Source organism: Croceibacterium segetis (assembly GCF_011320115.1).
Lineage (GTDB): Bacteria > Pseudomonadota > Alphaproteobacteria > Sphingomonadales > Sphingomonadaceae > Croceibacterium_B > Croceibacterium_B segetis.
In genome coordinates this window covers 147,041-170,811 of record NZ_JAANOZ010000004.1, presented here as the reverse complement: position 1 = coordinate 170,811, position 23,771 = coordinate 147,041, and the positions used below count along the sequence as shown (strand labels likewise).

21 protein-coding genes are annotated in these 23,771 nt (G+C 64.9%); 10 read left to right on the top strand and 11 right to left on the bottom strand.

What is annotated here, in order from left to right; all coding sequences use genetic code 11:
* The first annotated feature begins 13 nt into the window (after positions 1-13).
* The 6 genes from G7B69_RS06345 (at position 14) to G7B69_RS06320 (ending at position 7,403) form a co-directional block, all read left to right on the top strand.
* Positions 14-1,696, top strand: coding sequence for a DUF4153 domain-containing protein (locus G7B69_RS06345; RefSeq protein WP_166177299.1), 1,683 nt, complete (start codon positions 14-16; stop codon positions 1,694-1,696).
* 49 nt (positions 1,697-1,745) lie between these two features.
* The gene (gene gatC / locus G7B69_RS06340) at positions 1,746-2,048 is read left to right on the top strand and encodes an Asp-tRNA(Asn)/Glu-tRNA(Gln) amidotransferase subunit GatC (protein WP_166177297.1); all 303 of its coding nucleotides are present in this window, start codon (positions 1,746-1,748) and stop codon (positions 2,046-2,048) included.
* Complete coding sequence (gatA, locus tag G7B69_RS06335) at positions 2,045-3,529, top strand: Asp-tRNA(Asn)/Glu-tRNA(Gln) amidotransferase subunit GatA (RefSeq protein WP_166177295.1); 1,485 nt, start codon at positions 2,045-2,047, stop codon at positions 3,527-3,529. The genes gatC and gatA overlap by 4 nt, the downstream gene beginning before the upstream one ends.
* Positions 3,530-3,794: 265 nt before the next feature.
* The gene (locus tag G7B69_RS06330; RefSeq protein WP_166177293.1) at positions 3,795-4,961 is read left to right on the top strand and encodes an acyltransferase family protein; all 1,167 of its coding nucleotides are present in this window, start codon (positions 3,795-3,797) and stop codon (positions 4,959-4,961) included.
* Positions 4,962-5,027: 66 nt separating this feature from the next.
* Entirely contained in the window at positions 5,028-6,524 is a 1,497-nt protein-coding gene (gene gatB, locus G7B69_RS06325; RefSeq protein WP_166177291.1) for an Asp-tRNA(Asn)/Glu-tRNA(Gln) amidotransferase subunit GatB, read from the top strand.
* A gap of 24 nt (positions 6,525-6,548) precedes the next feature.
* Positions 6,549-7,403, top strand: coding sequence for a class I SAM-dependent methyltransferase (locus G7B69_RS06320; protein WP_166177289.1), 855 nt, complete (start codon positions 6,549-6,551; stop codon positions 7,401-7,403).
* 19 nt (positions 7,404-7,422) lie between these two features.
* Here G7B69_RS06320 and G7B69_RS06315 read toward each other — a convergent pair whose 3' ends face one another.
* The 5 genes from G7B69_RS06315 to G7B69_RS06295 form a co-directional block, all read right to left on the bottom strand.
* Positions 7,423-8,805, bottom strand: coding sequence for a class I SAM-dependent methyltransferase (locus G7B69_RS06315; protein WP_166177287.1), 1,383 nt, complete (start codon positions 8,803-8,805; stop codon positions 7,423-7,425).
* A gap of 33 nt (positions 8,806-8,838) precedes the next feature.
* The gene (locus tag G7B69_RS06310) at positions 8,839-9,285 is read right to left on the bottom strand and encodes a hypothetical protein (RefSeq protein WP_166177285.1); all 447 of its coding nucleotides are present in this window, start codon (positions 9,283-9,285) and stop codon (positions 8,839-8,841) included.
* A gap of 31 nt (positions 9,286-9,316) precedes the next feature.
* Complete coding sequence (locus G7B69_RS06305) at positions 9,317-9,766, bottom strand: hypothetical protein (RefSeq protein ID WP_166177283.1); 450 nt, start codon at positions 9,764-9,766, stop codon at positions 9,317-9,319.
* A gap of 101 nt (positions 9,767-9,867) precedes the next feature.
* Positions 9,868-12,708 carry a M16 family metallopeptidase gene (locus tag G7B69_RS06300; RefSeq protein ID WP_166177281.1) on the bottom strand — a complete coding sequence of 947 codons (2,841 nt, stop codon included), beginning with the start codon at positions 12,706-12,708 and terminating at the stop codon, positions 9,868-9,870.
* Positions 12,709-12,811: 103 nt separating this feature from the next.
* Positions 12,812-14,122, bottom strand: coding sequence for an MFS transporter (locus tag G7B69_RS06295; protein ID WP_166177279.1), 1,311 nt, complete (start codon positions 14,120-14,122; stop codon positions 12,812-12,814).
* A 171-nt stretch (positions 14,123-14,293) separates the two neighbouring features.
* Here G7B69_RS06295 and clpB point away from each other — a divergent pair, with 171 nt between their 5' ends.
* Positions 14,294-16,873: an ATP-dependent chaperone ClpB gene (gene clpB, locus G7B69_RS06290; RefSeq protein ID WP_166177277.1), complete on the top strand. Its 2,580-nt coding sequence runs from the start codon at positions 14,294-14,296 to the stop codon at positions 16,871-16,873.
* 146 nt (positions 16,874-17,019) lie between these two features.
* Here the strand turns inward: clpB and G7B69_RS06285 are convergent, their stop codons facing one another.
* From G7B69_RS06285 to G7B69_RS06265, 5 genes are all read right to left on the bottom strand, one after another.
* A complete protein-coding gene (locus G7B69_RS06285; protein WP_207785965.1) occupies positions 17,020-17,376 on the bottom strand; it encodes a response regulator in 357 nt (118 codons plus the stop codon).
* Between the two features lie 19 nt (positions 17,377-17,395).
* Entirely contained in the window at positions 17,396-18,451 is a 1,056-nt protein-coding gene (locus G7B69_RS06280) for an HWE histidine kinase domain-containing protein (protein WP_243415049.1), read from the bottom strand.
* A gap of 115 nt (positions 18,452-18,566) precedes the next feature.
* Positions 18,567-19,046, bottom strand: coding sequence for a cupin domain-containing protein (locus tag G7B69_RS06275; protein WP_166177273.1), 480 nt, complete (start codon positions 19,044-19,046; stop codon positions 18,567-18,569).
* A gap of 492 nt (positions 19,047-19,538) precedes the next feature.
* Complete coding sequence (locus tag G7B69_RS06270; RefSeq protein WP_166177271.1) at positions 19,539-19,871, bottom strand: hypothetical protein; 333 nt, start codon at positions 19,869-19,871, stop codon at positions 19,539-19,541.
* A gap of 67 nt (positions 19,872-19,938) precedes the next feature.
* Positions 19,939-20,205 carry a hypothetical protein gene (locus tag G7B69_RS06265; RefSeq protein WP_166177268.1) on the bottom strand — a complete coding sequence of 89 codons (267 nt, stop codon included), beginning with the start codon at positions 20,203-20,205 and terminating at the stop codon, positions 19,939-19,941.
* A gap of 58 nt (positions 20,206-20,263) precedes the next feature.
* On the opposite strand from G7B69_RS06265, the gene G7B69_RS16765 reads away from it, so the two are divergent.
* The 3 genes from G7B69_RS16765 to G7B69_RS16685 all read left to right on the top strand — a co-directional run bounded on the left by G7B69_RS16765 (position 20,264) and on the right by G7B69_RS16685 (position 22,610).
* Positions 20,264-20,827: a DUF302 domain-containing protein gene (locus G7B69_RS16765; protein WP_243415048.1), complete on the top strand. Its 564-nt coding sequence runs from the start codon at positions 20,264-20,266 to the stop codon at positions 20,825-20,827.
* Positions 20,828-20,890: 63 nt separating this feature from the next.
* A complete protein-coding gene (locus tag G7B69_RS06255) occupies positions 20,891-21,364 on the top strand; it encodes a hypothetical protein (protein WP_166177266.1) in 474 nt (157 codons plus the stop codon).
* 946 nt (positions 21,365-22,310) lie between these two features.
* The gene (locus tag G7B69_RS16685) at positions 22,311-22,610 is read left to right on the top strand and encodes an NUDIX domain-containing protein (protein ID WP_207785964.1); all 300 of its coding nucleotides are present in this window, start codon (positions 22,311-22,313) and stop codon (positions 22,608-22,610) included.
* Between the two features lie 252 nt (positions 22,611-22,862).
* Here G7B69_RS16685 and G7B69_RS16680 read toward each other — a convergent pair whose 3' ends face one another.
* Positions 22,863-23,045: a hypothetical protein gene (locus tag G7B69_RS16680; RefSeq protein ID WP_207785963.1), complete on the bottom strand. Its 183-nt coding sequence runs from the start codon at positions 23,043-23,045 to the stop codon at positions 22,863-22,865.
* Positions 23,046-23,771: the final 726 nt, after the last annotated feature.

Genomic DNA, 23,771 nt, shown 5'->3' with positions numbered 1-23,771 from the left:
TGGGGAGGGCAGCATGAGCGACGAATTCACGCATGACGGAGCGGAGCAATCGGCCGCCCCCGAGTGGCCGCTGCGCCCATGGCTGCTCGCCGGGCTGCTAGGCCTCGGCGGCTTGCTGATCCACTTGCTCACGCACGAGAACGACGACGTGCCATGGCAAGTCGCGGCGGCGGCGTTCGTGTTCTTCGGCTCGCTGGCCAGCGCCTTCACGCTCGAGGAGAGGCGCTGGAAAGAGCCTGCGATCTTTGCGCTGGTGATCGGCCTGGTGATGGCCGGGCTCGCCTGGCGCGCCGTTCGTTACGGCGACCACTTGCCCGACGAGCAGTACGGCTTTGCCGCCGGGGTTGTCGCAACGGCGCTGGCGCTGCCGCTGTTCCAGGCGGGATTCCTCAGGCGCCGGCTGGCAACACCTTATGCCGACATCTACCACCACATCTGGACCGACGCGATCAGCGCGGCCGGTTCGCTCGCCTTCACGGGAATATCTTGGGTGGCGCTGGCGATCCTCGCCAAGCTATTCCAGCTGCTCAAGATCGATTTCCTTCACGACGTGATGAACGACGGCTGGTTCGGCTGGACTTACTCCGGCCTCGCCTTCGGTGCCGCGCTCGGCACTTTGCGCAACCAGTTGAAGATCCTCGCGACGCTGCAATCGGTCGTGCTGCTGGTGCTGTCGCTGCTGGCGGTGCCGCTGGCCGTCGGCCTGGTGATATTCCTGCTGGCGAGCGCGATTTCGGGCCCGCAAGTGCTGTGGGAAGCGACGCGCAACGCCACGCCGACCCTGCTGGCTTGCGCCGCGGGCGCGTTCGTCCTCGCCAGCGTGATCCTGCGGCAGAGCGACGAGGCGATGACCGGCAATCGCGTGATGCGCATCGCCGCGTTTGCGCTCGCCGTCGTCATCCTGCCGCTGGCGGTGTTCGCCGCCGTCTCGCTCGGCCTCCGGCTCAACCAGTACGGCCTGGCGCCCGAGCGGCTGTGGGCATTGGTGACGGTGCTCGTCGCCTGCGCCTGGGGCCTGGGTTACTGGGTCGCGCTGGTTCGCGGCGGCAAGGCTCGCTGGACGCGTCGCTTGCGGGAGGCGAACTTCGTCCTGGCGCTCGGCGCCTGCGTGCTGGCGCTGCTGCTCGCGCTGCCGCTGCTCGACTTCGGTCGCATCTCGGCGGGCAACCAGTTGCACCGGCTCGAAAGCGGCAAGGTTTCGCCAGAGGAGTTCGACTTCGCGGCGCTCAGGTGGGACTTCGGCGACGCCGGCAAGCGGGCGTTGGCGCGACTAGCCAAAAGCCCGCGCGCGGCGATCGCCGAACGCGCGCAAATTGCGTTGCGCCAGACCGAGCACGTCTACGGCCCGCAACCGGAGATCCGCACTGCCGACGAAGTGCCGGTGACGGTGCAGCCAAACGACCGGGCACTGCGAAAGCTGGTGACCGACTTCCTCACCGCCGACCGCTGGCGCTGCCGCGAGCGCTGCGTCGCGCTCGAGATCAGCCCGGCACCCGACGGCCGGCGGCGCGTGGCGCTGGTCGAAGGCGCGGGTTACCAGGTGTTCCTGCTAGGCGAGGGCAAGCCTGCGACGGCCGAACCCGAAATCGCGCCCGCCGCGGTCCTCGTGAACGATAACTCGAAGGTCGAAATCCGCGAGATGCCCAAGCGCTACATCTTTATCGACGGCAGGCCGGTCGGCCCGCCGCTGGATTAGCGCGTCGCGCCGCTTGAAGCGCCCGGCCCGCCCGGCTAGGGCCGCGCGCATGTCCGTAGACCGTAAGACAGTGGCCAAGATTGCCAGCCTGGCGCGCATCGAGATGGACGGGGACGCCCTCGACCGGATGGTGCCCGAGTTCAACAACATCCTCGCCTGGGTCGAGCAACTCGGCGAAGTCGACACTTCCGGCGTCGAGCCGATGACCGCGGTGATCCCGCAGGCCCTGCGCCTGCGCGACGACGTGGTCGATGCCGATCCGCTGACCGGCGGCGGCATCCGCGACAAGGTTCTCGCCAACGCGCCCGCGCCCGAGCACGGCTTCTTCGGCGTTCCGAAAGTTATCGAATGACCCAGCTTACCGATCTGGGCGTCAAGGCGATCCGCGACGGGGTCGCCGCGGGCGAGTTCAGCGCGCGCGAGGTGGCCGAGGCGTTCAACGCCAACGTCGCCGCGGCGAAGGACCTCAACGCGTTCATCGTCGCCACGCCCGAAAAGGCACTCGAAGCGGCCGCGAAGGTCGATGCGGATCGCGCGGCGGGGGAGCCGCTCGCCAGCATGGCGGGGGTGCCGATCGGGATGAAGGACCTGTTCGCCACCAAGGGTGTGCAGACCACCGCCGCTAGCCACATCCTCGATCACTTCATTCCGGAGTACGAGAGCGCGGTCAGCCAGAAGCTATGGGACGCCGGGGCAGGCATGCTCGGCAAGCTCAACATGGACCAGTTCGCGATGGGCTCGTCGAACGAGACCTCGTTCTACGGCAACGTGATCAGCCCGTGGCGGCGCAAGGACGGCGGCAACGCGCCGCTCGCGCCCGGCGGTTCTTCCGGTGGCTCCAGCACCGCGGTCTCCGCTCGCCTGTGCCCGGCCGCGACCGGCACCGACACCGGCGGCTCGATCCGCCAGCCGGCGGCCTTCACCGGCATCTGCGGGATCAAGCCGACCTACGGCCGCTGCAGCCGCTGGGGCATCGTCGCTTTCGCCAGCAGCCTCGACCAGGCCGGGCCGATGGCGCGCTCGGTCGAAGACTGCGCGATCATGCTCGGCGCGATGGCCGGGTTCGACCCAAAGGATTCGACCAGTCTCGATATGCCGGTCCCCGACTGGGCCGGGGCGCTCAACGCCGATCTGCGCGGGAAGCGTGTGGGCATCCCGCGCGAATACCGGATGGACGGGATGGACGCCGAGATCGCCGCAAGCTGGGACCAGGGCGTCGCCTGGCTCAAGGACGCCGGCGCCGAAGTGGTCGACATCAGCCTGCCACACACAAAATACGCACTGCCGGCGTACTACATCGTCGCGCCTGCCGAAGCCTCGAGCAACCTCGCCCGTTACGACGGCGTCCGTTACGGGCTGCGTGAAATGCCCGAACGGGCCAACCTTCAGGAAATGTACGCCGCGACGCGCGCGGCCGGCTTCGGCGACGAGGTCAAGCGCCGCATCCTGATCGGCACTTACGTGCTCAGCGCGGGCTTCTACGACGCTTACTACACCCAGGCGATGAAGGTCCGCACGCTGATCCAGCGCGACTTCGCCGCGGCCTTCGAGCGGTGCGACGTGATTCTCGCCCCCACCGCGCCAAGCGCCGCCTTCGCCCTCGGCGAAAAGAGCGACGACCCGATCGCGATGTACCTCAACGACGTCTTCGCCGTCCCCGCCAGCCTCGCCGGGCTTCCGGCGATGAGCGTGCCCGCCGGACTCAACTCCGAAGGCCTGCCGCTCGGCCTGCAGATTATCGGCAAGACGTTCGACGAGCAGGGCGTGCTCGATGCCGGCCTGGCGATCGAGCAGCGAGCGGGGTTCGCGGCTCGGCCGGAGCGCTGGTGGTAGCCGCGGACGAGCCGTTCGCGCGATCGTAGGCGCCTACTCGTCCTGAGGGGCTTCGAGGGCAGCTGGCGACATTGCGTGCGCCTGGTGGCGGCGCCGATCAGCCCGCCGACAATTCCGCATGTCCACGCCGTCGCGACAGCGGTGACCGGCGCGGGCCCGCTCGCGCCATAACTGTCCGAAAACTGGGCACTAACTTTCGACAGATTGCCATGACGCCCTGATGCCATATCCATATCCCGGGGCCTATTGCCTATAGGGACGGTGCGTGGACGGGGGGAAACATAGCAACAGCGGGCCGCCACGGCCGCTGGCCGCCGGTCGGTTCGAAGCGCTCGATTCGCTGCGCGGCGTGGCAGCCGTGATGGTGATGTTCTTTCACTTCGGCGATTTTGGGCTGATTTCCGGCCTGCGGCTCGTCCGCGCCGGTCCGATCTTCGTCGATTTCTTCTTCGTTCTGTCGGGCTTCGTCATCACCGCCGCCTATGGCGAACGCCTGACGCAAGGATTTTCCCGTGTGACTTTCATGTTTTTGCGCGTGGGACGGCTCTATCCTATGCAATTCGCGGTCGTCTCTGCATTCGCTGTCGCAAAGCTCGCCAGCGGACGGGCGCTGTTCGGGGGAAGCCATGGCGGGGATTATCTTGCGCGCGCTTTGCTGATGCTGGACGGGTACGTCCCGAACGATCCAAACGTATACAACTTTGCGAGTTGGTCGGTCTCGGTCGAATTGGCTGCTTACTTGCTGGCTGCCCTGTTGTTCGGGCGTGGCCGGTTCGGCTACCTCGCGGCCGCGGCGATCTGGCTTCTCGCGCTGTCTGGCTATCTCGCTGGCCTGAACTGGCCGGTATTCACGGATATGCTGCAACGGTGCCTGATCGGTTTCGGGCTGGGAGTTACAGGATATGCGGCATATTGCCGCCACAGCGCCATCGGCCGGCTTCCGGCGCCTGGCGCGGCGGAGGGACTTGCGCTCCTCCTGGCAGCGACCCTCGTTGCACTGCTCGGCGACGACAGCTGGCGGCTGCTCGCCTGCGATCTTTCGTTCTTGCTCGCCATCCTGCTGTTCGCCCACGGACGGGGTTTCGTCACGCGGATCTTGGCGACCAGACCGATGAGGGCGCTCGGGCGGTGGTCCTATTCGATCTACATGATCCACCTGCTGGTCATCGCGGTCGTTTCGCAGGCGCTCACGAAGGTTCTGGCTCGGCTCGGACGCGACGATCTTCTAAAGTCCTCGGGAACGGCCGGCCTCGATGCGATCGATCTTGGCATATGGTGGAATACTGCGCTGACGCTGGCGGTTGCCGCGTTGTGCATCGCGCTCGCCTCGCAGACTTATCGCCTGATCGAGGCGCCGGGCCGGCAATGGGCCCGGCGGGAAGCGCGTCGCCGCGGTGCGCCGAATGCGGAGCAGACCGCCCCCACCATTTAGGCGCTGTGGCGCCGGCTGTGTTCTGCCCCCTTTTCAGGCCCGCCTAGCCGTCCTATCGCGGCGCCCATGAGCACTTACCGCATCCACGGCGCCACCGGCGAATGGGAGGTCGTCATCGGCCTCGAAGTCCACGCGCAGGTCACCAGCAAGGCCAAGCTCTTCTCGGGCGCCAGCACCGAATTCGGGGCCGAGCCCAACGCGCAGGTGAGCCTGGTCGACGCGGCGATGCCCGGCATGCTGCCGGTGCCCAACCGCGAGTGCATCCGCCAGGCGGTTCGCACCGGGCTCGCGATCGAGGCGCAGATCAACAAGTGGAGCCGGTTCGACCGCAAGAACTACTTCTACGCCGATTTGCCGCAGGGCTACCAGATCAGCCAGCTCTACCACCCACTGGTGGGCGAGGGCGCGTTGACGATCGAGGCCGACGAGAAGGCCGGGATCCCTGAGGACAAGACGATCGGCATCGAGCGCATCCACGTCGAGCAGGACGCCGGCAAGCTGATGCACGACCAGCACCCGACGATGAGCTACGTCGACTTGAACCGCTCGGGCGTGGCGCTGATGGAGATCGTCAGCCGGCCCGACATGCGCAGCCCCGCCGAGGCCGGCGCCTATGTCCGCAAGCTGAGGTCGATCCTGCGCTACGTCGGCAGCTGCGACGGCAACATGGAGGAAGGCTCGATGCGCGCCGACGTCAACGTCAGCGTGCGCAAGCCGGGCGACGAATTCGGCACGCGGACCGAGACCAAGAACGTCAACTCGGTCCGGTTCGTGATGGCGACCATCGAGCACGAGGCCCGGCGCCAGGTCGAAGTGCTCGAAGACGGCGGCACGATCGTCCAGGAAACCCGGCTGTTCGATCCGGGCACCGGCACCACCCGCTCGATGCGCAGCAAGGAAGACGCGCACGATTACCGCTACTTCCCCGATCCCGACCTGCTGCCGCTCGAGCTCGACGACGCCTTCGTCGCCGAGTGCCGCGCCAGCCTGCCCGAGCTGCCCGATGCCAAGCGGCGGCGCTACATCGAGGCACTCGGGTTGAGCGATTACAACGCCGCCGTCCTGACCGCGGAGGTGGAGACCGCCCGCTGGTTCGAAGCGCTCCTCAGCGAAACCGCGGCCGCGCAGGGCAAGAGCGAGGCCGAAGTCGCCAAGCAGGCCGCCAACTGGCTGATCAGCGAATTCTTCGGCGCGCTCAACAAGGGCGGGCATTCGCTCGCCGACAGCCCGGTGAGCCACGAGCAGGCCGCCGAGCTGCTCGCGCTGATCGGCAAGGGCACGATCTCCGGCTCGATCGCCAAGCAGGTTCTCGAAAGGATGCTCGAGACCGGCGATAGCGCGGGCGCGATCGTCGAGCGCGAAGGGCTCAAGCAGGAAAGCGACAGCGGCGCGATCGAAGCGGCGATCGACAAGGTCCTTGCCGACAACGCCGACAAAGTCGCCGACTACAAGGCCGGCAAGGAAGCGCTGTTCGGCTTCTTCGTCGGCCAGACGATGAAGGCGATGCAGGGCAAGGCCAATCCGCAGGTGGTCAACGAGTTACTGAAACAGAAGCTCGGCTGACGGCCGACGGGGGGCGCCATGATGATGTCCAAATTCAATTGGCGCGTTCGCGAGCTGATCTTTGCGCTCGTGAGGCCGCTGTTTCACCTTGGCATCCGTGCCACTTCGCACGTCACCGGCAAACTGCGCCCGCTCGACGAGAGCGGCAGCCCGGTCGTGCTCACTCGCGGTGAGCGGGAGGAAGTACCCCCGCGGAGGCTCTGGGTCGGCTACTTGGGCACCAGCGAGGAGTACCTGGCCGAGGGCCGCGCGGACATGGAGGCGGTCGTCTCGCTTCTTGCGGCAAAGGGCATATCGCATCCGCGCGTCGCGCTCGACCTCGGTTGCGCTGCCGGCCGGATGACGCGCCACTTCCCGCGAACCGAAGAATCCGAGATCTGGGGCGCGGATATCAGCGCCCCGCACATCTTCTGGTGCCAGCGTAACTTGCCCGAACTGAATTTCGTCACCGTCAGCACGGCGCCGCATCTGCCCTTCGCCGACAACTATTTCGACTTTGTGTTCTGTGCCTCGGTATTCACGCACATCACCGACCTGGCCGACGCGTGGCTGCTCGAGATCCGCCGCGTGCTAAAGCCGCAGGGGCATCTTTACGCGACGGTCCAGGACAAGGTCAGCGCCGAGGAAATGCGGACAACTTACGCCGATGTCCTGGTGCCCTCGACCATCGCGCAATTGAAGCGCCTCGAGCGCAAGCACGCGGTTTCGAGAGCCGATTGCGAAATGTTCTATTTCGACAACGATCCTTCCTCGCGGGTCTTTTACGACCGGGATTACATAACGCGGAAGTGGTCGAAATGGATGGACGTGGTCGCCTACGAAGAGCGATTCTACCACTTCCAGTCCGCCATGTTGCTACGCAAGTCCGCCTCGGCCTGAACTTTTGGGGTCGAGGCTTTCAATTAGCCGGTGTTTTGCGCTGGCGAGCCCCTCCGCCGGGGATCAGTCCGAGACGGCTCAAGTCGGCCTCACCAAGCTGCTCCAGGCTGGCTGCGTCGATCGGCAAGGCCCCATGGGCCGTTGCCACCCCGCCGCTGTCATGGCCTTGTTCGCGTAAGAGCCGGTTGAACGAATCCGCCGCCGTCTTGCCCGGCGGATCGAGCGGAATCACGAGCCGGGCAGCATAGAGCGCGTCGATGCTGTTGATGAGATCGGCGGGCGCGAAGCCGCCTATCGCGGACAGCGGACGAGGCCCTTCGCCGAGCGCACTGACGATCGCTCGCGACGCGGCATTATCGAACTCGAAGGTTCCCGCCGAAGTCGCGTAGCTGAATTCGACCTGCCCTGCCGGCTCGGTCAGCAGCCACCAGCGCTCCAGCAGCTTGGCCGGAAGCTTGCTCGCGGTAATCCGCCGGTGCGGGCGTTTGACGTAGATATCCTGGCGATACCAGGTCCCGCTCTGCAGGTCCGCCGCCAGCTCGCGCGCTGCCGCGCTCGGCATGGCGGTGAGTGCCTCTCGCCATTCCGAAGGGAAGCTGAGGTCTTCGCGCATCCGTCCGGCGCTGGCCTGGCCGACGAAGTCGAGACCTCGTTCGGCCAGCGCGGCAATAACGTCAGCCGACCACGACGGCTGCCAATGTCCGTTGAGATACTCGTGCGCGAAGTATGCGGGCGGCAGGCGTTCGAGCAACGGATCGAGCCACTCCCACACCGAAGGCGGGAAGATTGCGGTCGTCCTCACGGTCTCCAGTGCCTGGGCGAAGCGCTCCACCGACGAACCGCGTGCGCTCTGGGCCAAGGTGACGATCAGGCGCTGGAGTCCGTAAATTTCGCTCCAGCCGGGGAAGCAGTTGTAGCCGACCGTAAAGGCGCCGCCGGGGCGCAGCCAGCTTGCCGCGAGGTCGAGCAGTGCGGCGCGGGCGGTCGCGCTGATCCACGCCAGCACGCCCTGCGCGACGACATAATCGGCGTCGCCGAGCGCTAGCGAGCCTGCCGCGGCGAACTCCTCGCAGTGGAGCGTGACGTTGCCGATGCCGGCCGCATCGATCAGCCGCTGCCCTCGTTCGACGTGCTCGGGCATCGCGTCGACGCCGACGAAATGGCCCTGCGGATGGGCGACGGCGGTGGCGATCAACCCGAAGGCATCGCCGCAGCCCAGATCGACGTAGCGGAAGGGTTTAGCCGCCGACCGGGGTGGCCGGATGCCGCGGCGCTCGAGGTTCCAGTCGGTCCACGGCGGCTGGAACGACGAATGGAAATTGCTCGGGTAAGGCGTGTCGGCGATGTAGCCGTCGATCGTCCTCAGCCGGTCAGGCGCGGCGCCCTTGGATGTCGACGTCAATCCAACTCCTGGGAATTCGCCACGGCGCCGGCCCTACTGGCCCGGTTGCAGGCAGTTCGGCCGCACGATCGAGTCGGTGCCCCCGACCTTGAGCTGACTGCCGGTGCCGAGCTTGAGCTGCGCGTCGTTCTTGATCTTCAGCTGGCTCTCGTTCTTGATCTTGAGCTGGTCCTCGGTCTTGAGCTGGTTGGTATTGCCGATCTTGTTCTGGCCCTGGATCTTGAGCTGGGCTTCGGCCTTCATCTTGTCGTAGGGCGAATCCGCTTTGTGGGCGGGCGCGTTCTGCTTGATCTGCTCCGTGGCGCCCGGCTTGTTCAGGCCGATCAGAATGCCTTGCGTGTTGCCGACCTGGAGGAAGGCGACCCGGCCGGCTTCGCTGACGCCGGCAGGCTCGACGGCGACCGGAAACACCGCGGCGCCGTGCGCGGGCATGGCCGCAGCGACCAGACCCAGGCCGGAGCTGAAGACGATCTTTCGCATGTTGTCCTCCACCTTCGGCTGAACGCAAGGCTTATTGGCCCGGTTTCACGCTTCCATCGCCAAACGCGTCGCATTGCACGCCGGCGATCCCCGTCTTCAGCTGGACGCCCTGTTTGATCTTGATCTGCGACTCCGCCGGCGACTTGATCTGGGACCCCGTCTTGAGGCCGTCACCGTTGAGCTTGATCTGGCTCTCGCCCTTGATCTTCAGCTGGGCCGCTGCGTTCATCTTGTCGTAGGGGTTCATCTTGACCTGGGAATCGGTCGCCTTGATCGCGTCCGATCCCTGCTGCTTGATCTCGGTCGTGCCCGGCTTGTTCAGGCCGATCAGCACCCCTTGCGGATTGCCGGCCTGGAGAAAAGCGACCCGTCCGGCGTCGCTGACGCCCGCAGGCTCGACGGCGACGGGAAATACTGCGGCCTGTGCCGGGATCGCCGCGGCGACCAATCCCAAACCCGATCCGATGACGATCTTGCGCATGTGGACCCCCCTGATCTCCGCCGACGGTACGGCGATTGCCTCTGGGCTGCGGACCAAAGCATACTCCTCGGCCGGGCAGGTGCCAAGCGCATTTGCCGTTGCTAGAGGTCCTTCGCCTCCATGTACTCGATCGGCATTCCCAGCGTCTTGAGCTGGGCATCGATTTCCTTGCGGTCGCCGACGACGACGATGACCATCTGCTCGGGCTGCAAGTACTGGGTGGCCGCCGCGTCGATCGCCTTGGCGTCGAGCGAACGGTAGATCTCGGGCAGCCTCGTCTGATAGTCGTCGGGGCGCCCGAGCCGCTGGTTGTCGAGCAGCGCGCCGAGCACCTGGCCGTTGGTCTCGAAGCGGTTGGGCAGGTTGCGAATGTTGCCCTCGGTCACCCGCTGAAGCTCGACCGCATCGACCCCCTTGGCCTTCGGGAAGGCCTTCATGTCCTCGATGATCAGCTTGATCGAATCCGCCGTGCGGTCGGTCTGCACTGGGGTCAGCACGATGAATCCGCGCGGCCCGCGGACCTGCAGCAGCGAACTCGAGATGCCGTAGGTCCAGCCCTTATCCTCGCGCAAGTCGCTGTTGAGGCGCGAGAGGAAGTCGTTGCCGATCACCTCGTTGGCAAGCTCGACCGCTTCCTGGCCCGTGCCGCTGCCCTTGAGCGGCAGCGCGCGGCCGAGCAGGAGCACCGATTGCGGCGAGTTCGGGCGGTCGATCACCACCAGCCGTGGTTGGGGGGCGGGAATGGGTGCGTCGATCGCCTTCACCGGCGCGGCGCCGGCGGGCGCCTTCCAGCTGCCGAACGCGGTTTCGAGCTTGGGCAGCAATTCGGCCATCGTTACATCGCCGACGACGACGATGTGGGCGAGGTCGGGCCGCAGCCACTTGTCGTGCTCGGCGCGCAAGGCCGCCGGCGTCAGTGCCTCGATCACCGCGGCCCTGCCGGTGCCGCCGACCGAACCGTAGGGATGCCCGGGTCCGTAGATCAGCGGGCGGATCGCGCGTTGCGCCAGCCGCACGGGGCTCGCCTGTTCTTGCGAGATCTCCGCCAGCCGCTGGTTCTTGACCCGCGCGATGTCGCTTTCCGCGAACCCGGGGTGACGGGCGATGTCGGCCATCAGTTCAAGCGACGGCAGGAGGTTGGCGGTCAGCGCGGTCATCGAGATCTGGCTCGAATCGGTCGTGCTGCTTGCGCTGATGCTGGCGCCGAGCCGCTCCTGCTCCGCGGCGATCTGCTCGGCGCTGCGGGTGGTCGTGCCTTCCTCGAGCGCGTCGAGCATGAGCGACTGGGTGCCGGCGTGCGCCGGGTCGTCGGCCGCGTTGCCGGCGTCGAAGGTCAACGCCAGGCTGACCTTGGGGATCGCCGTGCGGCGGGCGAGCTCGACGTCGATGCCGTTCGAGAGCCTCGCGTGCTCGATCGCCGGGAAGGTCAGGTCCTTGACCTCGGCCACCGGCGGCGCCGGGCGCGGAGGGGCGGTGCGCGGCACGGCGACCGGAGTCTGGGGATCCTTCGGCGGCGGGGGCACTTTGCCTTCGTCGCCCCAGCCGCCGAGCAGCGCGCCGTCCTCGGTCCGCTCGCCGGGCTTGATTGTCAGCGTGTAGGCCGGGCGGGTGAGCCACTTCTGCAGCGTCGCCTTGACCTGTGCGGGAGTGAGCGCGGCCAGTTCGGCCAGCTCCTTCTTGTAGTGCGCCGGGTCGTGGGCATAGAGCTCGCCCTCGGCCAGCGTGGCGCCCTTGCCGGAAAACCCGCCGACCAGCTCGAGCGCGCCGATTTGCGAGGAGACGATATCGGTGGCAGCGCGCTGCAGCTCGTCCTTCGTCGGCCCGTTCCTGACGAGGTCGTCGATCACCGTGTCGAAGCGCTTTTCGGCCATCGCCACGTCAACGCCCGGCTTCACGTCCATCTGCGCCTGGATGAAGCCGATCTGCTCGTGCTGCTCGACCCCGGCAGTGACCGAGACCGCCAGCTCTTCGCCGCGTACCAGCGCGTTGTCCAGCCGCGAACTGGCGAGCCCGCCGAGGACATACAGACCCGCCTGAAGCGGCACGGCGTCCGTCGCGGTCAGCGCCGGGCCGGTCCACGCACGGATGATCCGCGTCACCGGCACCTGGTCGGTGATCGTCTCGCGCACCGGCGCCTTGAGCGTCACGGGGGCCGCCGCAACCGGCTTGACCTCGGGCCCGCGCGGAATGTCGCCGAACCACTGCGCGACCTTCTGCTTGGCGGTGGCGAGGTCGATGTCGCCGGTTATTGCGAGGACGACGTTGTTCGGCCCGTAATGGTCGGTAAACCATTTGCGCACGTCCGTCAGAGAAGCCGCGTCGAGGTCGGCCATCGAGCCGATCGTGGTGTGGCGATAGGGGTGACCGACTGGGAACAGGTTGTCGTTGAGGTGGTATTCGACGAGGCCGTAAGGCTGGTTGTCGCCCTGCCGCTTCTCGTTCTGGACCACGCCGCGCTGCTTATCGAGCTTGTCCTGGTTCACCGCGCCGAGCAAGTAGCCCATGCGGTCGCTTTCCTCGAACAGCGCGAGGTCGAGCGCGCCCGTCGGCACGACTTCGATGTAGTTGGTGCGATCGTACCAGGTCGAGCCGTTGGTGCTGGTCGAGCCCGCCGCCTCGAGCGGGATGTCGAAGTTCTCGACGTTCTCGCTGCCGCCGAACATCAGGTGCTCGAACAGGTGCGCGAAGCCGGTGCGCCCGCGCGGCTCGTTCTTCGAACCCACCCGGTAGTACACCGTGACCCCGACGATCGGCGCCTTGCGGTCGGTGTGGACGATCGTCTCGAGCCCGTTGGGCAGGGTGAAGGTCTGGTAGGGGATGTCGACCTCGCCGACGAGCTGCGACAGCGGCGCGAGCTTCGGAGCAGGCGCGGCCTGCTGCGCGGTCGCGGCGGTTGCAAGCAGGGCGAAGGGCAGGGCGGTGGTGGCGAAAAAGCGGCGCATGGACAGTCCCGTCGATGAGGAATCGAATGCGGTGTGCCTAGCACGCGCGCGCGCGAAGGGTCACTCTTTCGATCAACGCCTTACCGCGCTGGACGAGCGTTGCTCACTCCGGGCTGGCCAGGCCCAGTTTGACCGGCGCGCTTTCCTTGAGCGCATACATCGCTCCGAAGCCGATCAGCGAGATGGCCGTGAGGTACCAGGCAATCGACATCGGGCTGCCGGTGACCTCGAGAATCCAGGTGACGACGAGCTGGGTCGAACCGCCGAGTATCGCCACCGGAAGCGCGTAAACCAGCGCGAAAGTCCGTGCGCGCACTTCCTTGGGAATGCTCTCGCTGATTGCGGCGTAGACGGCGCCGTACATGTAGCCCTGGACGTACGACAGGATCAGGTTGGCGCCGATGAAGCTGACTGCATCGCGCTCGGTGGTCAGCCACAGGAAGCACGGCACGATCAGCGCGCAGAACAGCAGCTGCGGCAGGAGCATCACGTGCTTGCGCCCCTTGCGGTCGCTCACCGCCGCGCCGACCAGTATCGCGACGATGGCAATGGCGTTGTTGGCCAGTTCGCCGCCCAGCGAAAGCGTGGTCGAAAGGTGCAGCGTATTCTGCCCGTACGTGGCCATGTACTGGAAGATGTAGGTCGCGATCGTGCCGCTGCCGATAATCAGCAGGCCGCATACGATCGGGCGCAAGTATGTGCGGAAGCCGTCGTTGGGGATCACAGCCGTATCGGCATGGTGGATCGTCTCCGGCAGCGACTTGCGCACCCATAGCGCCACCGGGACGATCGTCACGCCGAGCGCCAGCGCGATGCGCCAGCCGTAGAGCGACAGTTCGGCGTCGGTCATCACCGCGCTCAGCAGTAGCCCGACCAACGAGCCCACGCTGGCGGCGATGTTCTGGCTCGCCCCCTGCCAGCTCATCGCCCAGGCGCGCCGCGAGGGGTGCGCGCCTTCCATCATGTAGATCGTCGCCGAGCCGACCTCGCCGCCGAGCGCGAAGCCCTGGATCATCCGCGCAATGACCGCGATCACCGGCGCGGCGTAGCCTATCGTCGCATAGCCGGGCGTGATCACCAGCAGGATGATCCCGACGCCCATCATCGTCATGCTGATCATCATCGCCGGCTTGCGCCCGACCCGGTCGGCGTAGCTGCCGAGCACGAAGGCGCCGAGCGGGCGGGTCAGGAACCCGGCGAAGAACGTCGCCAGCGAGCCCATCAGGCTGAGGAACGCGCTTTGCGACGGGAAGAAGGTGTGGCCGATCTGGATCGCGAAGAACGCGAAGGTGATGAAATCGTAGAACTCGAGCCCGTTGCCGAGGGTGGCGGCGAGGATCGCCTGTCTTCGCTGTTTCGGCGTGAGCGGATGGTCGGTGGTGAGAGTCGGCGCTTCCTCGACCGGAATTTCCATCGGCTATTGTCCCCCGGACCCCCAAGCGGGATCGCACGGACCCGGAATTTTACCTAGCGCTTTCTCGGCCGCGCCCGCGCAGTTACAACCGCGCCGCCGCCACGCCCGCCGGGGCACTTGTGTTGCCGGGATAACACACCATTTGGTCCGCGAGAGAGAACGAGGGAAATCATGGATCTCGAAAAGTTCACCGACCGTGCGAAAGGTTTCCTGCAATCGGCGCAGACCGTCGCGATCCGCATGAATCACCAGCGGATCACGCCCGAGCACCTGCTCAAGGCGCTGCTCGAGGACAAGGAAGGCATGGCCTCGGGCCTGATCCAGCGCGCCGGGGGCAATCCGGCGAAAGCGGTCGCCGATGTCGACGCGGCGCTGGCCAAGATCCCCGCCGTATCAGGCTCGGGGGCGCAGTCGCCTCCCGGCCTCGACAACGACGCGGTGCGCGTGCTCGACCAGGCGGAGCAGGTCGCCGACAAGGCCGGCGACAGCTTCGTCACCGTCGAGCGGCTGCTGCTCGCGCTGGCGCTGGGCAAGACCAACGCTGCCGGCCAGGCGCTCAAGGCCGCCGGCGTCACGCCCGAGGCCCTCAACACAGCGATCAACGACTTGCGCGGCGGGCGCGAGGCGCATTCGGCGAGCGCCGAGAACGCCTACGACGCGATGAAGAAATACGCCCGCGATCTCACTCAGGCCGCCCGCGACGGCAAGCTCGACCCGGTGATCGGCCGCGACGAGGAAATCCGCCGCACGATCCAGATCCTCGCCCGGCGGACCAAGAACAATCCCGTGCTGATCGGCGAGCCCGGCACCGGCAAGACCGCCATCGCCGAAGGCCTGGCGCTGCGCATCGCCAATGGCGACGTACCCGACAGCCTCAAGGATCGCGCGCTGATGAGCCTCGACATGGGCAGCCTGATCGCCGGGGCGAAGTACCGCGGCGAGTTCGAGGAGCGGCTCAAGGCCGTGCTCGACGAGGTCAAGGGCGCCGAAGGTCACATCATCCTGTTCATCGACGAGATGCACACGCTGATCGGAGCCGGCGCCAGCGAAGGCTCGATGGACGCCAGCAACCTGATCAAGCCCGCGCTCGCCCGCGGCGAGCTGCACTGCATCGGCGCAACCACGCTCGACGAGTACCAGAAGTACGTCGAGAAGGACGCCGCGCTGCAGCGCCGCTTCCAGCCGGTGTTCGTCTCCGAGCCGACCGTCGAGGACACGATCAGCATCCTGCGCGGGCTCAAGGAGAAGTACGAGCTGCACCACGGCGTGCGCATCACCGACGGCGCGATCGTCGCCGCGGCGCAGCTCTCCAACCGCTACATCTCCGACCGCTTCCTGCCCGACAAGGCCATCGACCTGATGGACGAGGCGGCCAGCCGCATCCGCATGGAAGTCGAGTCCAAGCCCGAGGAGATCGAGAACCTCGACCGGCGGATCATCCAGCTCAAGATCGAGGAGCAGGCGCTCGGCAAGGAGAAGGACCAGGCGAGCAAGGATCGCCTCGCCGCCTTGCGCGAGGAGCTGTCCGGGCTCGAGGAGCGCTCGGCCGAGCTGACCACCCGCTGGCAGAACGAGCGCGACAAGATCGCCGCCGAGGGTAAGGTCAAGGAAGAGCTCGACCAGGCGCGCATCGAGCTCGAGCAGGCCCAGCGCACCGGCGATCTCGCCAAGGCCGGCGAGCTGCAATACGGCCGCATCCCCGAGCTCGAGAAGCGGCTCGCCGAAGCCGTCGGCGCGGGCGAGAACGCCCTGCTGCGCGAGGAAGTGACCGAAGACGACATCGCCGGCGTGGTCAGCAAGTGGACCGGCATCCCGGTCGACCGGATGATGGAAGGCGAGCGCGAGAAGCTGCTCCACATGGAAGAGGCGATCGGCCAGCGCGTGATCGGCCAGGAGCAGGCGGTAACCGCGGTCTCCAAGGCCGTCCGCCGCGCCCGCGCGGGCCTGCAGGACCCGAACCGGCCTCTCGGAAGCTTCCTGTTCCTCGGCCCGACCGGCGTCGGCAAGACCGAGCTGACCAAGGCGCTCGCCGGGTTCCTGTTCGACGACGACAACGCGATGGTCCGCATCGACATGTCCGAATACATGGAAAGGCACGCCGTCGCCCGCCTGATCGGCGCCCCTCCGGGCTACGTCGGTTATGAAGAGGGCGGCGCGCTGACCGAGGCCGTTCGCCGGCGCCCCTACCAGGTCGTCTTGTTCGACGAGGTCGAGAAAGCCCACCAGGACGTGTTCAACGTGCTGCTGCAAGTGCTCGACGACGGCCGGCTGACGGACGGCCAAGGCCGCGTGGTGGACTTCTCGAACACGCTGATCATCCTCACCAGCAACCTCGGCAGCCAGTTCCTCACCCAGATCGAGGAAGGGCAGGGCGTGGAAAGCGTCGAGCCGCAAGTGATGGAAGTCGTCCGCGCGCATTTCCGCCCGGAATTCCTCAACCGCCTCGACGAGATCATCCTGTTCCACCGCCTGAGCCAGGCGAACATGGCCCCGATCGTCGACCTGCAGGTCGCCCGCGTGCAGAAGCTGCTCAAGGACCGCAAGATCGAGCTCGACCTGACCGACGGCGCCCGCCGCTGGCTCGGCCGCGTCGGATACGACCCGGTCTACGGCGCGCGGCCCCTCAAGCGCGCAGTCCAGCGGTACTTGCAGGATCCGCTGGCCGAGAAGCTGCTGGCGGGCGAGATTCCCGACGGTAGCACGGTCAAGATCGACGAGGGTGATGGCGAGTTGAAGATCGCGGTGGGCTGAGCGCTAGGGCAGTTTCGTTAGTACCTGCAATGGGTGGAAAGCAGACATTGGCCGCGAGGCGACGAGCAGCACGCCTTGGCCGCTAGCCGACAGCCGGCTTGCGGGCCTTGATGAGCAAGAAGCGCAGAGCCCTTGCGGTGATAGCCTCAGGGCATGACCTCACCGCCGGCAGGCAAGAGGCTGGCGAGGACCTCGCCGAGTAGCTGGTCGCTATAAGGCTTTCTGAGCACGGGCCGGTCCCCGAAGCGCGCTTCGATGCCGTGTTCGCCGTAGCCGGTCGAAAAGACAAAGGGGATGGCGCGCAGCGCGAGGGCTTCGGCCACGCGATAGCTTGGCTGCCCGTCCAGATTGACATCCAGCATCGCGATATCGAAGTGTTCCGCCTCCAGCAGGGCCAGTGCGTCATCCACCGTCGCCGCGAAGGACACCCCCAACCAGCCTAGATCGGCAAGCGCGCCCTCGATGTTCATGACGACCATCATCTCGTCCTCGACGACGAGCATGCGTCGCTCCGAAAAGACATTATGCATCCAAGGCCTTTCGCGGAACGGGCAGGTCGATAGTACACACCAATCCTTCAGGGAGATAGTCGAGGCGCACCTTGGCCTTGAGTTCGTGCGCCAGGCCGCTCTCGATGACCTGCGAGCCGAACCCCTTGCGCGTCGGCGGTGCGACGACGGGACCGCCTTTTTCGCGCCAGGTGAGGATCAGCCGCTCGCCACCAGGCCGCATCTCGGTGTTCCACGCGATCTCGACGGTTCCGACGTCGTTCGAAAGGGCGCCGTATTTCACGGCGTTGGTCGCCAGCTCGTGGAAGGCGACGCCCAGCGCCAACGTCGCCTTGGGGGTAAGGCTGATCTTGGCGCCGTCGACTGTGAAGCGCTCGGCGCGGCCGTTCGCCACTCCGAAGGGCTCAAGCGCCGCGTCGATCAGCTCTCGCAGTCCGGCGTCCTCCCAGTTCTGATGCGTCAGCAGATCGTGCGACCGGGAGAGCGCGAAGATGCGCGATTCGATCCACTCCCGGACGACTTTCGGGTCATCGCTCGCGCGCGATGCCTGGCGCGTGATCGACTGGACCGTCGATAGCGTGTTCTTCACGCGGTGATTGAGTTCATCGACCAGCATCTCGCAACGCGTCTGCTTTTCGCGCTGCCGGGTCTCGTCGACGAACGATATGAAGTGCTGCACGACATCACCCGCTTCGTCGCAGACCGGGCTGACGAAAAGCGAGGCCCAGAAGCTGGTGCCGTCGCTGCGCCGATAACAAATCTCCGGCTCGCGGTCGGCGCGGCCGGCGAACGCCGCTTCGATTTCCGCCACCGCCTCCGATCCGACGCCGCGCGTCATCAGCGACATGAAGCTCACGCCGAGCACTTCCTCGCGCGTAAACCCGGTCAGCTTGAGGAAGGCGTCGTTGGCGAAAATGATCGGGTTTTCGGCCTTGCATGCGTTGGTGAATATCATCGCCATGCGGGTCTTTTCGGCTGCGACCACGAACGGTCCAAGCTGACGCCGAAATTTCTCGACCTCGGCTTCGGCGGCCTCCTGATCCGCGGGAGTATTCGTATCGTCGGACATAACGGCGAGCCCTCCTACACCTTGGCTCCTCTGACCCCCCAAACGGTCTTGCCGCGATGGTCATACCGGCGGAGGGGTATGGCCATCCATTCGGCGGTTCAAATCGCCCCCAGGGTCACCCGTGCTTGTCGGGCGCCCGTTTCGGCTGCACCGACCAGGCCGCCGGTTCGTCGTCCTTGTCGGCTTCGGCTGTCGCGGCCGTCGCTTGCACCTTGCCCGGCGAGTGATGGGCGGGCGCATAGATCGTATAGACCTGCATCGGCGTCTCCCCGATGTTGGTGATGTTATGCCAGGTCCCCGCCGGAACGAGGACGCACCATCCGTTTGAGACTTCCTTTTCGAAAGTCAGCTTGTCCTTAGCGGCACCCATCTGCAATCGCCCCCTGCCGGCGTCGAGCCGCAGGAACTGATCGGTCTCCGGATGGGCTTCCAGGCCTATGTCTCCACCGGCCGGAATCGACATGAGCGTCACTTGAAGATAGCGCCCGCTCCACGCGACCGAACGGTAATTCGTGTTTTCCTTTGTCGCGGTTTCGATGTCGAACGACTGCGGCTCCGGCCCGATGTCTTTGATCGTCTCGCCAGCACTGCTCATGACTGATCTCCTCGGGAACGCATCGCCGCAAGCCTGTCCGCCCAAGCTGAGGAAAGGAATGGACGCGCCGGCCGTCGGCGTAACTCCGGTCTTGTCCGGAGCCCGGCAACCGCCGCAGTCGGTCTTGAGGCGATCCAAAAATGGAACTGAGCCGAGGTCTCGGCGCCAGCTGACCTTCCCGGGGGGCGCAGAGCGAACGTCCGCATTGGGTGGAAAGCGGACGTTCCTCCCGAATTATCCAAACGATTGAGTGACTGAACTCAGCCGCTCGGCGGTTAACCTCGCGGCTTAAGCACGGGATGTCCCATGGCCGCGGATGGTAGGGCGCAACAGAAAGAATGGAGACTTTGGGAGATTACGGAAGGCACCGCACACGCCGCGCGCACTAGCGATAACCTTGGAGGCCGCTGGAAGTGACCTCGGCAGCTATTCAGGAGATTGTCTGATGAAAAGGAGTCCCTTTTTGCACGGGTCCAGCGGCCATGGCTCTTCTTACGACAAGCGGGGCGGCACTTGCTCAGAGCTGGGGCGGTGGATGAGCGACGGCGCAGCCACAAAGCGCTCGAGGATCTGCCGGGCGATCAGGATCGCCTGAGGGACCAGGACCGGCTGCGCGACATCACTCCCGATCAGGATCGGGATCGAGACAAACTCCGGGATGGTAGCGGTTACGGCACTTCGGATCGGTTGCGCGATCAGGGTCGCCGCAACACTGAAAAGATCACGCTTAATCAACTCAGTGGCCTGACGCGGCTCACGAGTGCCGAGCGTGCCCAATTCCGTGAGGAAATGCGGCAGCGAAGACGTGTAGGAACGCGATGCCATCCGCGCGCGACATCGGGCTACGATCCAGCGGCGCGCACGCGAGCTCGACGTCGAGGCTCCATTTGGCTCAGGCACTGGCGCCGGGCGCGACCGCTATATGATGACGCAACTGATGACCGAGCAGGAAAGGACCGAGTTCCACCAGCGGATGCGTTCGGCACAGACCGCCTAGCAGCGCGAACAGCTTCGCGACCAGACGCACGAACGGATGCGCCAGCGTGCTGCAGAGATGGGTTTCTCGGTCGCGGCATGGTTCGGAATGGGCCCGCGCGGAAGCTGACCGGCTGCCGGCCAGCTCTAATGTCCGAAACGGGGCGTTGGCATTCGTCGGCATTCGCCCTGTCATCTGAATGTCGGATGCATGGGCGAATTTGGCCCACGAGGAGGACGCCATGGACTATTACTATTCGACCGTAATCCACGGAGATTTCGCCGATGCGGTTGGCCGCGTGCGCGAAGCGCTCAAGACCGAAGGTTTCGGTGTGATCAGCGAAATCGACATTCAGAAGACACTGAAGGATAAGATCGGAGTCGATTTCCGGCCTTACCTTATTCTCGGCGCGTGCAACCCGACGCTGGCCCACGAAGCGCTTCAGCTGGAAGATTGTTTCGTAGCGCTTCCAACTCTGAGGCGGAAAGGCTGTGCAGCGTGCGGGCATTCCAGATCTTGTCCACGCTTGGCAAGTCCTCCACGAATGGCTGTGACGTACGGAATGCTTAATCGCGGCACCAACCTTGGCGCGGCCTGCTTAAAATTGATCAGGATTGGCTGTTTCGAAATGCCAAACGGCGTGTCGGCGCGCCTTACCGCAGCCTTTCAGTACCTCAGGGGGACGCGGTTAGCGGTTGTTAACCGACGTAAAAGCGGTCAAAAAAGAAAGCGGAGATCGAGACTCTACAAGCCCCCCTCCGATCTTAAAAGATATGTCCATTTTGGATTAATCCCGTTATGGTGATGCGAGGCCGAGCTGCTGCTCAAGGCTTGACTATTCCGGGTCGACCGCTGGGGGGCGGGAAAAATGACTGCTTACGTCGAGCCGCTCGATGCGATTTTATGGTTCACCCGGATTGAACTGATTGCAGACGGCGCACTCGGTTGCGTCGAGAACTCACTTCGCCATGCATCTCACCTGCTCCAGCTTACGCCTGAACCGTTGCGGCCCTTCGTGGGTCTCTCGATAGGAGCCGAATTGTTTGAGGCGCTGCTGGATTCCGGCGATTTTGATACAGCGGCTAGGCACCTGGTTGCTCAGCGGACCGCCTTGAGCGTTGATGGGACAGCAGGCGACAGGCTGATCACGGCGACAATCAAATGCCCAGCCTTGGGTCTCAACATTCACGGCATGGGTGAAACAGTCGCAGATGCGGTTCTAGAAGCTTGGGCGGCCCGCGTATTGGCCCTAAGGGCGGAATTCGGAGCCGATCTATCTCGGCTGGTCCATCGATTTCCGCACGGAGGCTTAGTCGAACAGCGGCGGTCTTCGCCGCAGTAAATTTCGAGGTTGCGGGAACGCTCAGTTGCTCAGTCTTTGGGTCAACGGTCGTCAAGGTCGGCTTCAATTATTCCATTCGATCATGCCAATAGACGCACAGTATTTGCGGTAAGCCGCATCGGGACCTAGTCCGGACCATCAATTGGCATCGGCATGTTGAAGCGGGTTACGCTATCAACATTGAAGCGACGCATTTGCTGGAAGCCTTTGGGAGTAATCTCAACAAGCTGCACCCGTGCATCATCATGCGCAGCGGCACGTTGGAGGAGGCTTCTTGGCGTAGCTGGTCGATCCACCTGAGCCCCGTCGCTGGAGGCGTATTGGCGGCGAGACAGAGGCTGGTCGTGGAAACTCTTCGGCCGCGAATCTTGCTGATAAACAAGTCCAGCAACATGTCCCCATCCTGGATCCGATAACAGTGACTCCTTCAAGTAGCTTGAGCGGATCTGCCGCGAGCGGTAAATGGATGAGGCGATAGTCTCTAGCTTGTCCTCACTAGACCGAGAGACGGCGCTTCGCTGCCCCGAGCAGCCTTCGCTTCGGGTTCCGCTATCCGCAGAGCGAGCATCCGAATGGTATCCGCAAGCTCGTCCTTTTGCGATGCAGCGGGAAGCGGCTCGCGCTCCATAGAGCTCACACCACAGCCCCACATTTGTTAAGTCGGACCGAGTTAAACAGGTCACACGCCGTGCGCAAGCTGGGTCTCGGGCGGCGATAGGCCGAGTCGCGGGGATACACGCGCAGTGCACCGACAGAATGTCGGCAATGGGTCGTGTGCTGACCGTCCGGTTGGGGTGGAAACCGGACATCGAGAGCAACACTGAGGCGCGACCAGCCTTCGGGTTAACGGGCGTTCACGACCGGGTGCCGACGAGATTGTGTTCGGCGATCTTATATCAACACTGCGGGTTGCGGCGCCTGCTGCTCAGCGGGTAGACGAACTGTAATGCAGCAACGCCCGTCTTCACGGCTCCTTGTGGTGAACGGTCGCGACGAGGTTCTTCTGTTCCGGTTCCAGCCCAAAGTCGCACCATTCGCAGGGCAGGTGTTCTGGGCCACTCCGGGCGGAGGTCTTGAACCCGGTGAGGATTATCGCGGGGCGGCGCGCCGCGAGCTTCACGAAGAGGTCGGTCTGCGCCTGGTTGATGTCGGGCCTGAGATCGCGAAGCGGATTGCTCGGTTTGCGCTTACGTCTGGCGAGGTCGTCGAGGCTGACGAACGTTATTTTCTCGTGCAGGTTGACTAGTACGCGGTGTCGGACGCCAATTGGACCCAGTTGGAACACGAAGAGATCTCGGCCGACTGCTGGTGGACCAAGCCGAGCTGCGAATGACATCGGAGCAGATTTGGCCTGAACGCCTCGAAGCTATGCTTGGACGCAGGCGTTTGGAAAGTGGCTCTCTAGGAGTTTCGCCCCACCCTCGCCACCCTCCTTTGAAGCGTCGGGAGTCAAGCAGCCGTCGCGAATATCCGCAAAGGTGCGCGGGTCCTCTGGATTCTAGCGGAACCAATCCATCCGGTTCGCTTTCGCTGATCCTTCTGTCCGCTCCAATTCATCGGCAAGGAACTCCCACCGTTCAGCCGCCGCTGAATTGACTTGGCGCAGTTGCGGTAACACCGCACATTCGGCTTCTCGGCGGAACTTGGCGGCGAGGTTTCGGTAATCAGATGCGGTGCTCATGGCTGGCTCATAAGACCGAAAGCCTACAAGCGAGTTCACGATCTTTGTTAAATTTTCGTGCGCGAGATGCTCTCAGTCTTGGCGAATGCGCGCTTCGAGGCTTCCATCGTGTCTAGGCTACGGAATTGTGACTCCATAGCAACGCACATTGCTACAAGCCGGCGGACCAGAGGAGATCTCACGCACCCCCGGATCGGTGAAGGTGCCCCGTTCGGCTGTGTAAACGCAGATTGCGGTTTTGAGCAAGGAATTGCGATCCGAGTATCACCCGGGAAAGGCAGCGCCGACGAGCGCATATTCGGGCGCGAGAAAGCCATCGAGCCTCTCGACGTCCGGGTCCACCCAGGCTTGCATCCACTGCGGAGCGGCCATTGAAATTGCAGACAGATCAACCATGCTGTCATCTGACCCCGCTCATTGAATGTCCGCAGTTGGTCGAAAGAAGATTGTCCGCGATGACTGGAAGAGCCGCCGGCGGTCAAGGTCCGCTTCGTCCGCCGAGGGCTCAACACCCGACTTAGCTGGAAGGGCGTCGGGATAGCGGGTTGATACATCTCCGGCGGCGTCGTGGTGGCTTGTTTCGCACACGTTTCCAGTTGGGACGGTCTCGCCAGTAGCTCATGGGTGCCCGAAAAATTGGTCGTGTGCAGCCCGTCCGACAAGGGTGGGAAGCGGAATTCGGGAAGCGCGCTGGACCACTCATTAAGGCAGGTGAATGGACATGCG

Bases quoted from the DNA above. Each gene is read 5' to 3' on its own strand.
- G7B69_RS06295 (WP_166177279.1), bottom strand. From the start codon at position 14,122: ATGGAAATTCCGGTCGAGGAAGCGCCGACTCTCACCACCGACCATCCG.
- G7B69_RS06255 (WP_166177266.1), top strand. From the start codon at position 20,891: ATGACTGCTTACGTCGAGCCGCTCGATGCGATTTTATGGTTCACCCGG.
- G7B69_RS06280 (WP_243415049.1), bottom strand. From the start codon at position 18,451: ATGTCCGACGATACGAATACTCCCGCGGATCAGGAGGCCGCCGAAGCC.
- G7B69_RS06345 (WP_166177299.1), top strand. From the start codon at position 14: ATGAGCGACGAATTCACGCATGACGGAGCGGAGCAATCGGCCGCCCCC.
- G7B69_RS06305 (WP_166177283.1), bottom strand. From the start codon at position 9,766: ATGCGCAAGATCGTCATCGGATCGGGTTTGGGATTGGTCGCCGCGGCG.
- G7B69_RS06300 (WP_166177281.1), bottom strand. From the start codon at position 12,708: ATGCGCCGCTTTTTCGCCACCACCGCCCTGCCCTTCGCCCTGCTTGCA.
- gatA (WP_166177295.1), top strand. From the start codon at position 2,045: ATGACCCAGCTTACCGATCTGGGCGTCAAGGCGATCCGCGACGGGGTC.
- clpB (WP_166177277.1), top strand. From the start codon at position 14,294: ATGGATCTCGAAAAGTTCACCGACCGTGCGAAAGGTTTCCTGCAATCG.
- G7B69_RS06270 (WP_166177271.1), bottom strand. From the start codon at position 19,871: ATGGCATCGCGTTCCTACACGTCTTCGCTGCCGCATTTCCTCACGGAA.
- G7B69_RS06310 (WP_166177285.1), bottom strand. From the start codon at position 9,285: ATGCGAAAGATCGTCTTCAGCTCCGGCCTGGGTCTGGTCGCTGCGGCC.
- gatB (WP_166177291.1), top strand. From the start codon at position 5,028: ATGAGCACTTACCGCATCCACGGCGCCACCGGCGAATGGGAGGTCGTC.
- G7B69_RS06275 (WP_166177273.1), bottom strand. From the start codon at position 19,046: ATGAGCAGTGCTGGCGAGACGATCAAAGACATCGGGCCGGAGCCGCAG.
- G7B69_RS16680 (WP_207785963.1), bottom strand. From the start codon at position 23,045: ATGAGCACCGCATCTGATTACCGAAACCTCGCCGCCAAGTTCCGCCGA.
- G7B69_RS16765 (WP_243415048.1), top strand. From the start codon at position 20,264: ATGGACTATTACTATTCGACCGTAATCCACGGAGATTTCGCCGATGCG.
- G7B69_RS06265 (WP_166177268.1), bottom strand. From the start codon at position 20,205: ATGCCGACGAATGCCAACGCCCCGTTTCGGACATTAGAGCTGGCCGGC.
- G7B69_RS16685 (WP_207785964.1), top strand. From the start codon at position 22,311: ATGCAGCAACGCCCGTCTTCACGGCTCCTTGTGGTGAACGGTCGCGAC.
- gatC (WP_166177297.1), top strand. From the start codon at position 1,746: ATGTCCGTAGACCGTAAGACAGTGGCCAAGATTGCCAGCCTGGCGCGC.
- G7B69_RS06320 (WP_166177289.1), top strand. From the start codon at position 6,549: ATGTCCAAATTCAATTGGCGCGTTCGCGAGCTGATCTTTGCGCTCGTG.
- G7B69_RS06285 (WP_207785965.1), bottom strand. From the start codon at position 17,376: ATGCTCGTCGTCGAGGACGAGATGATGGTCGTCATGAACATCGAGGGC.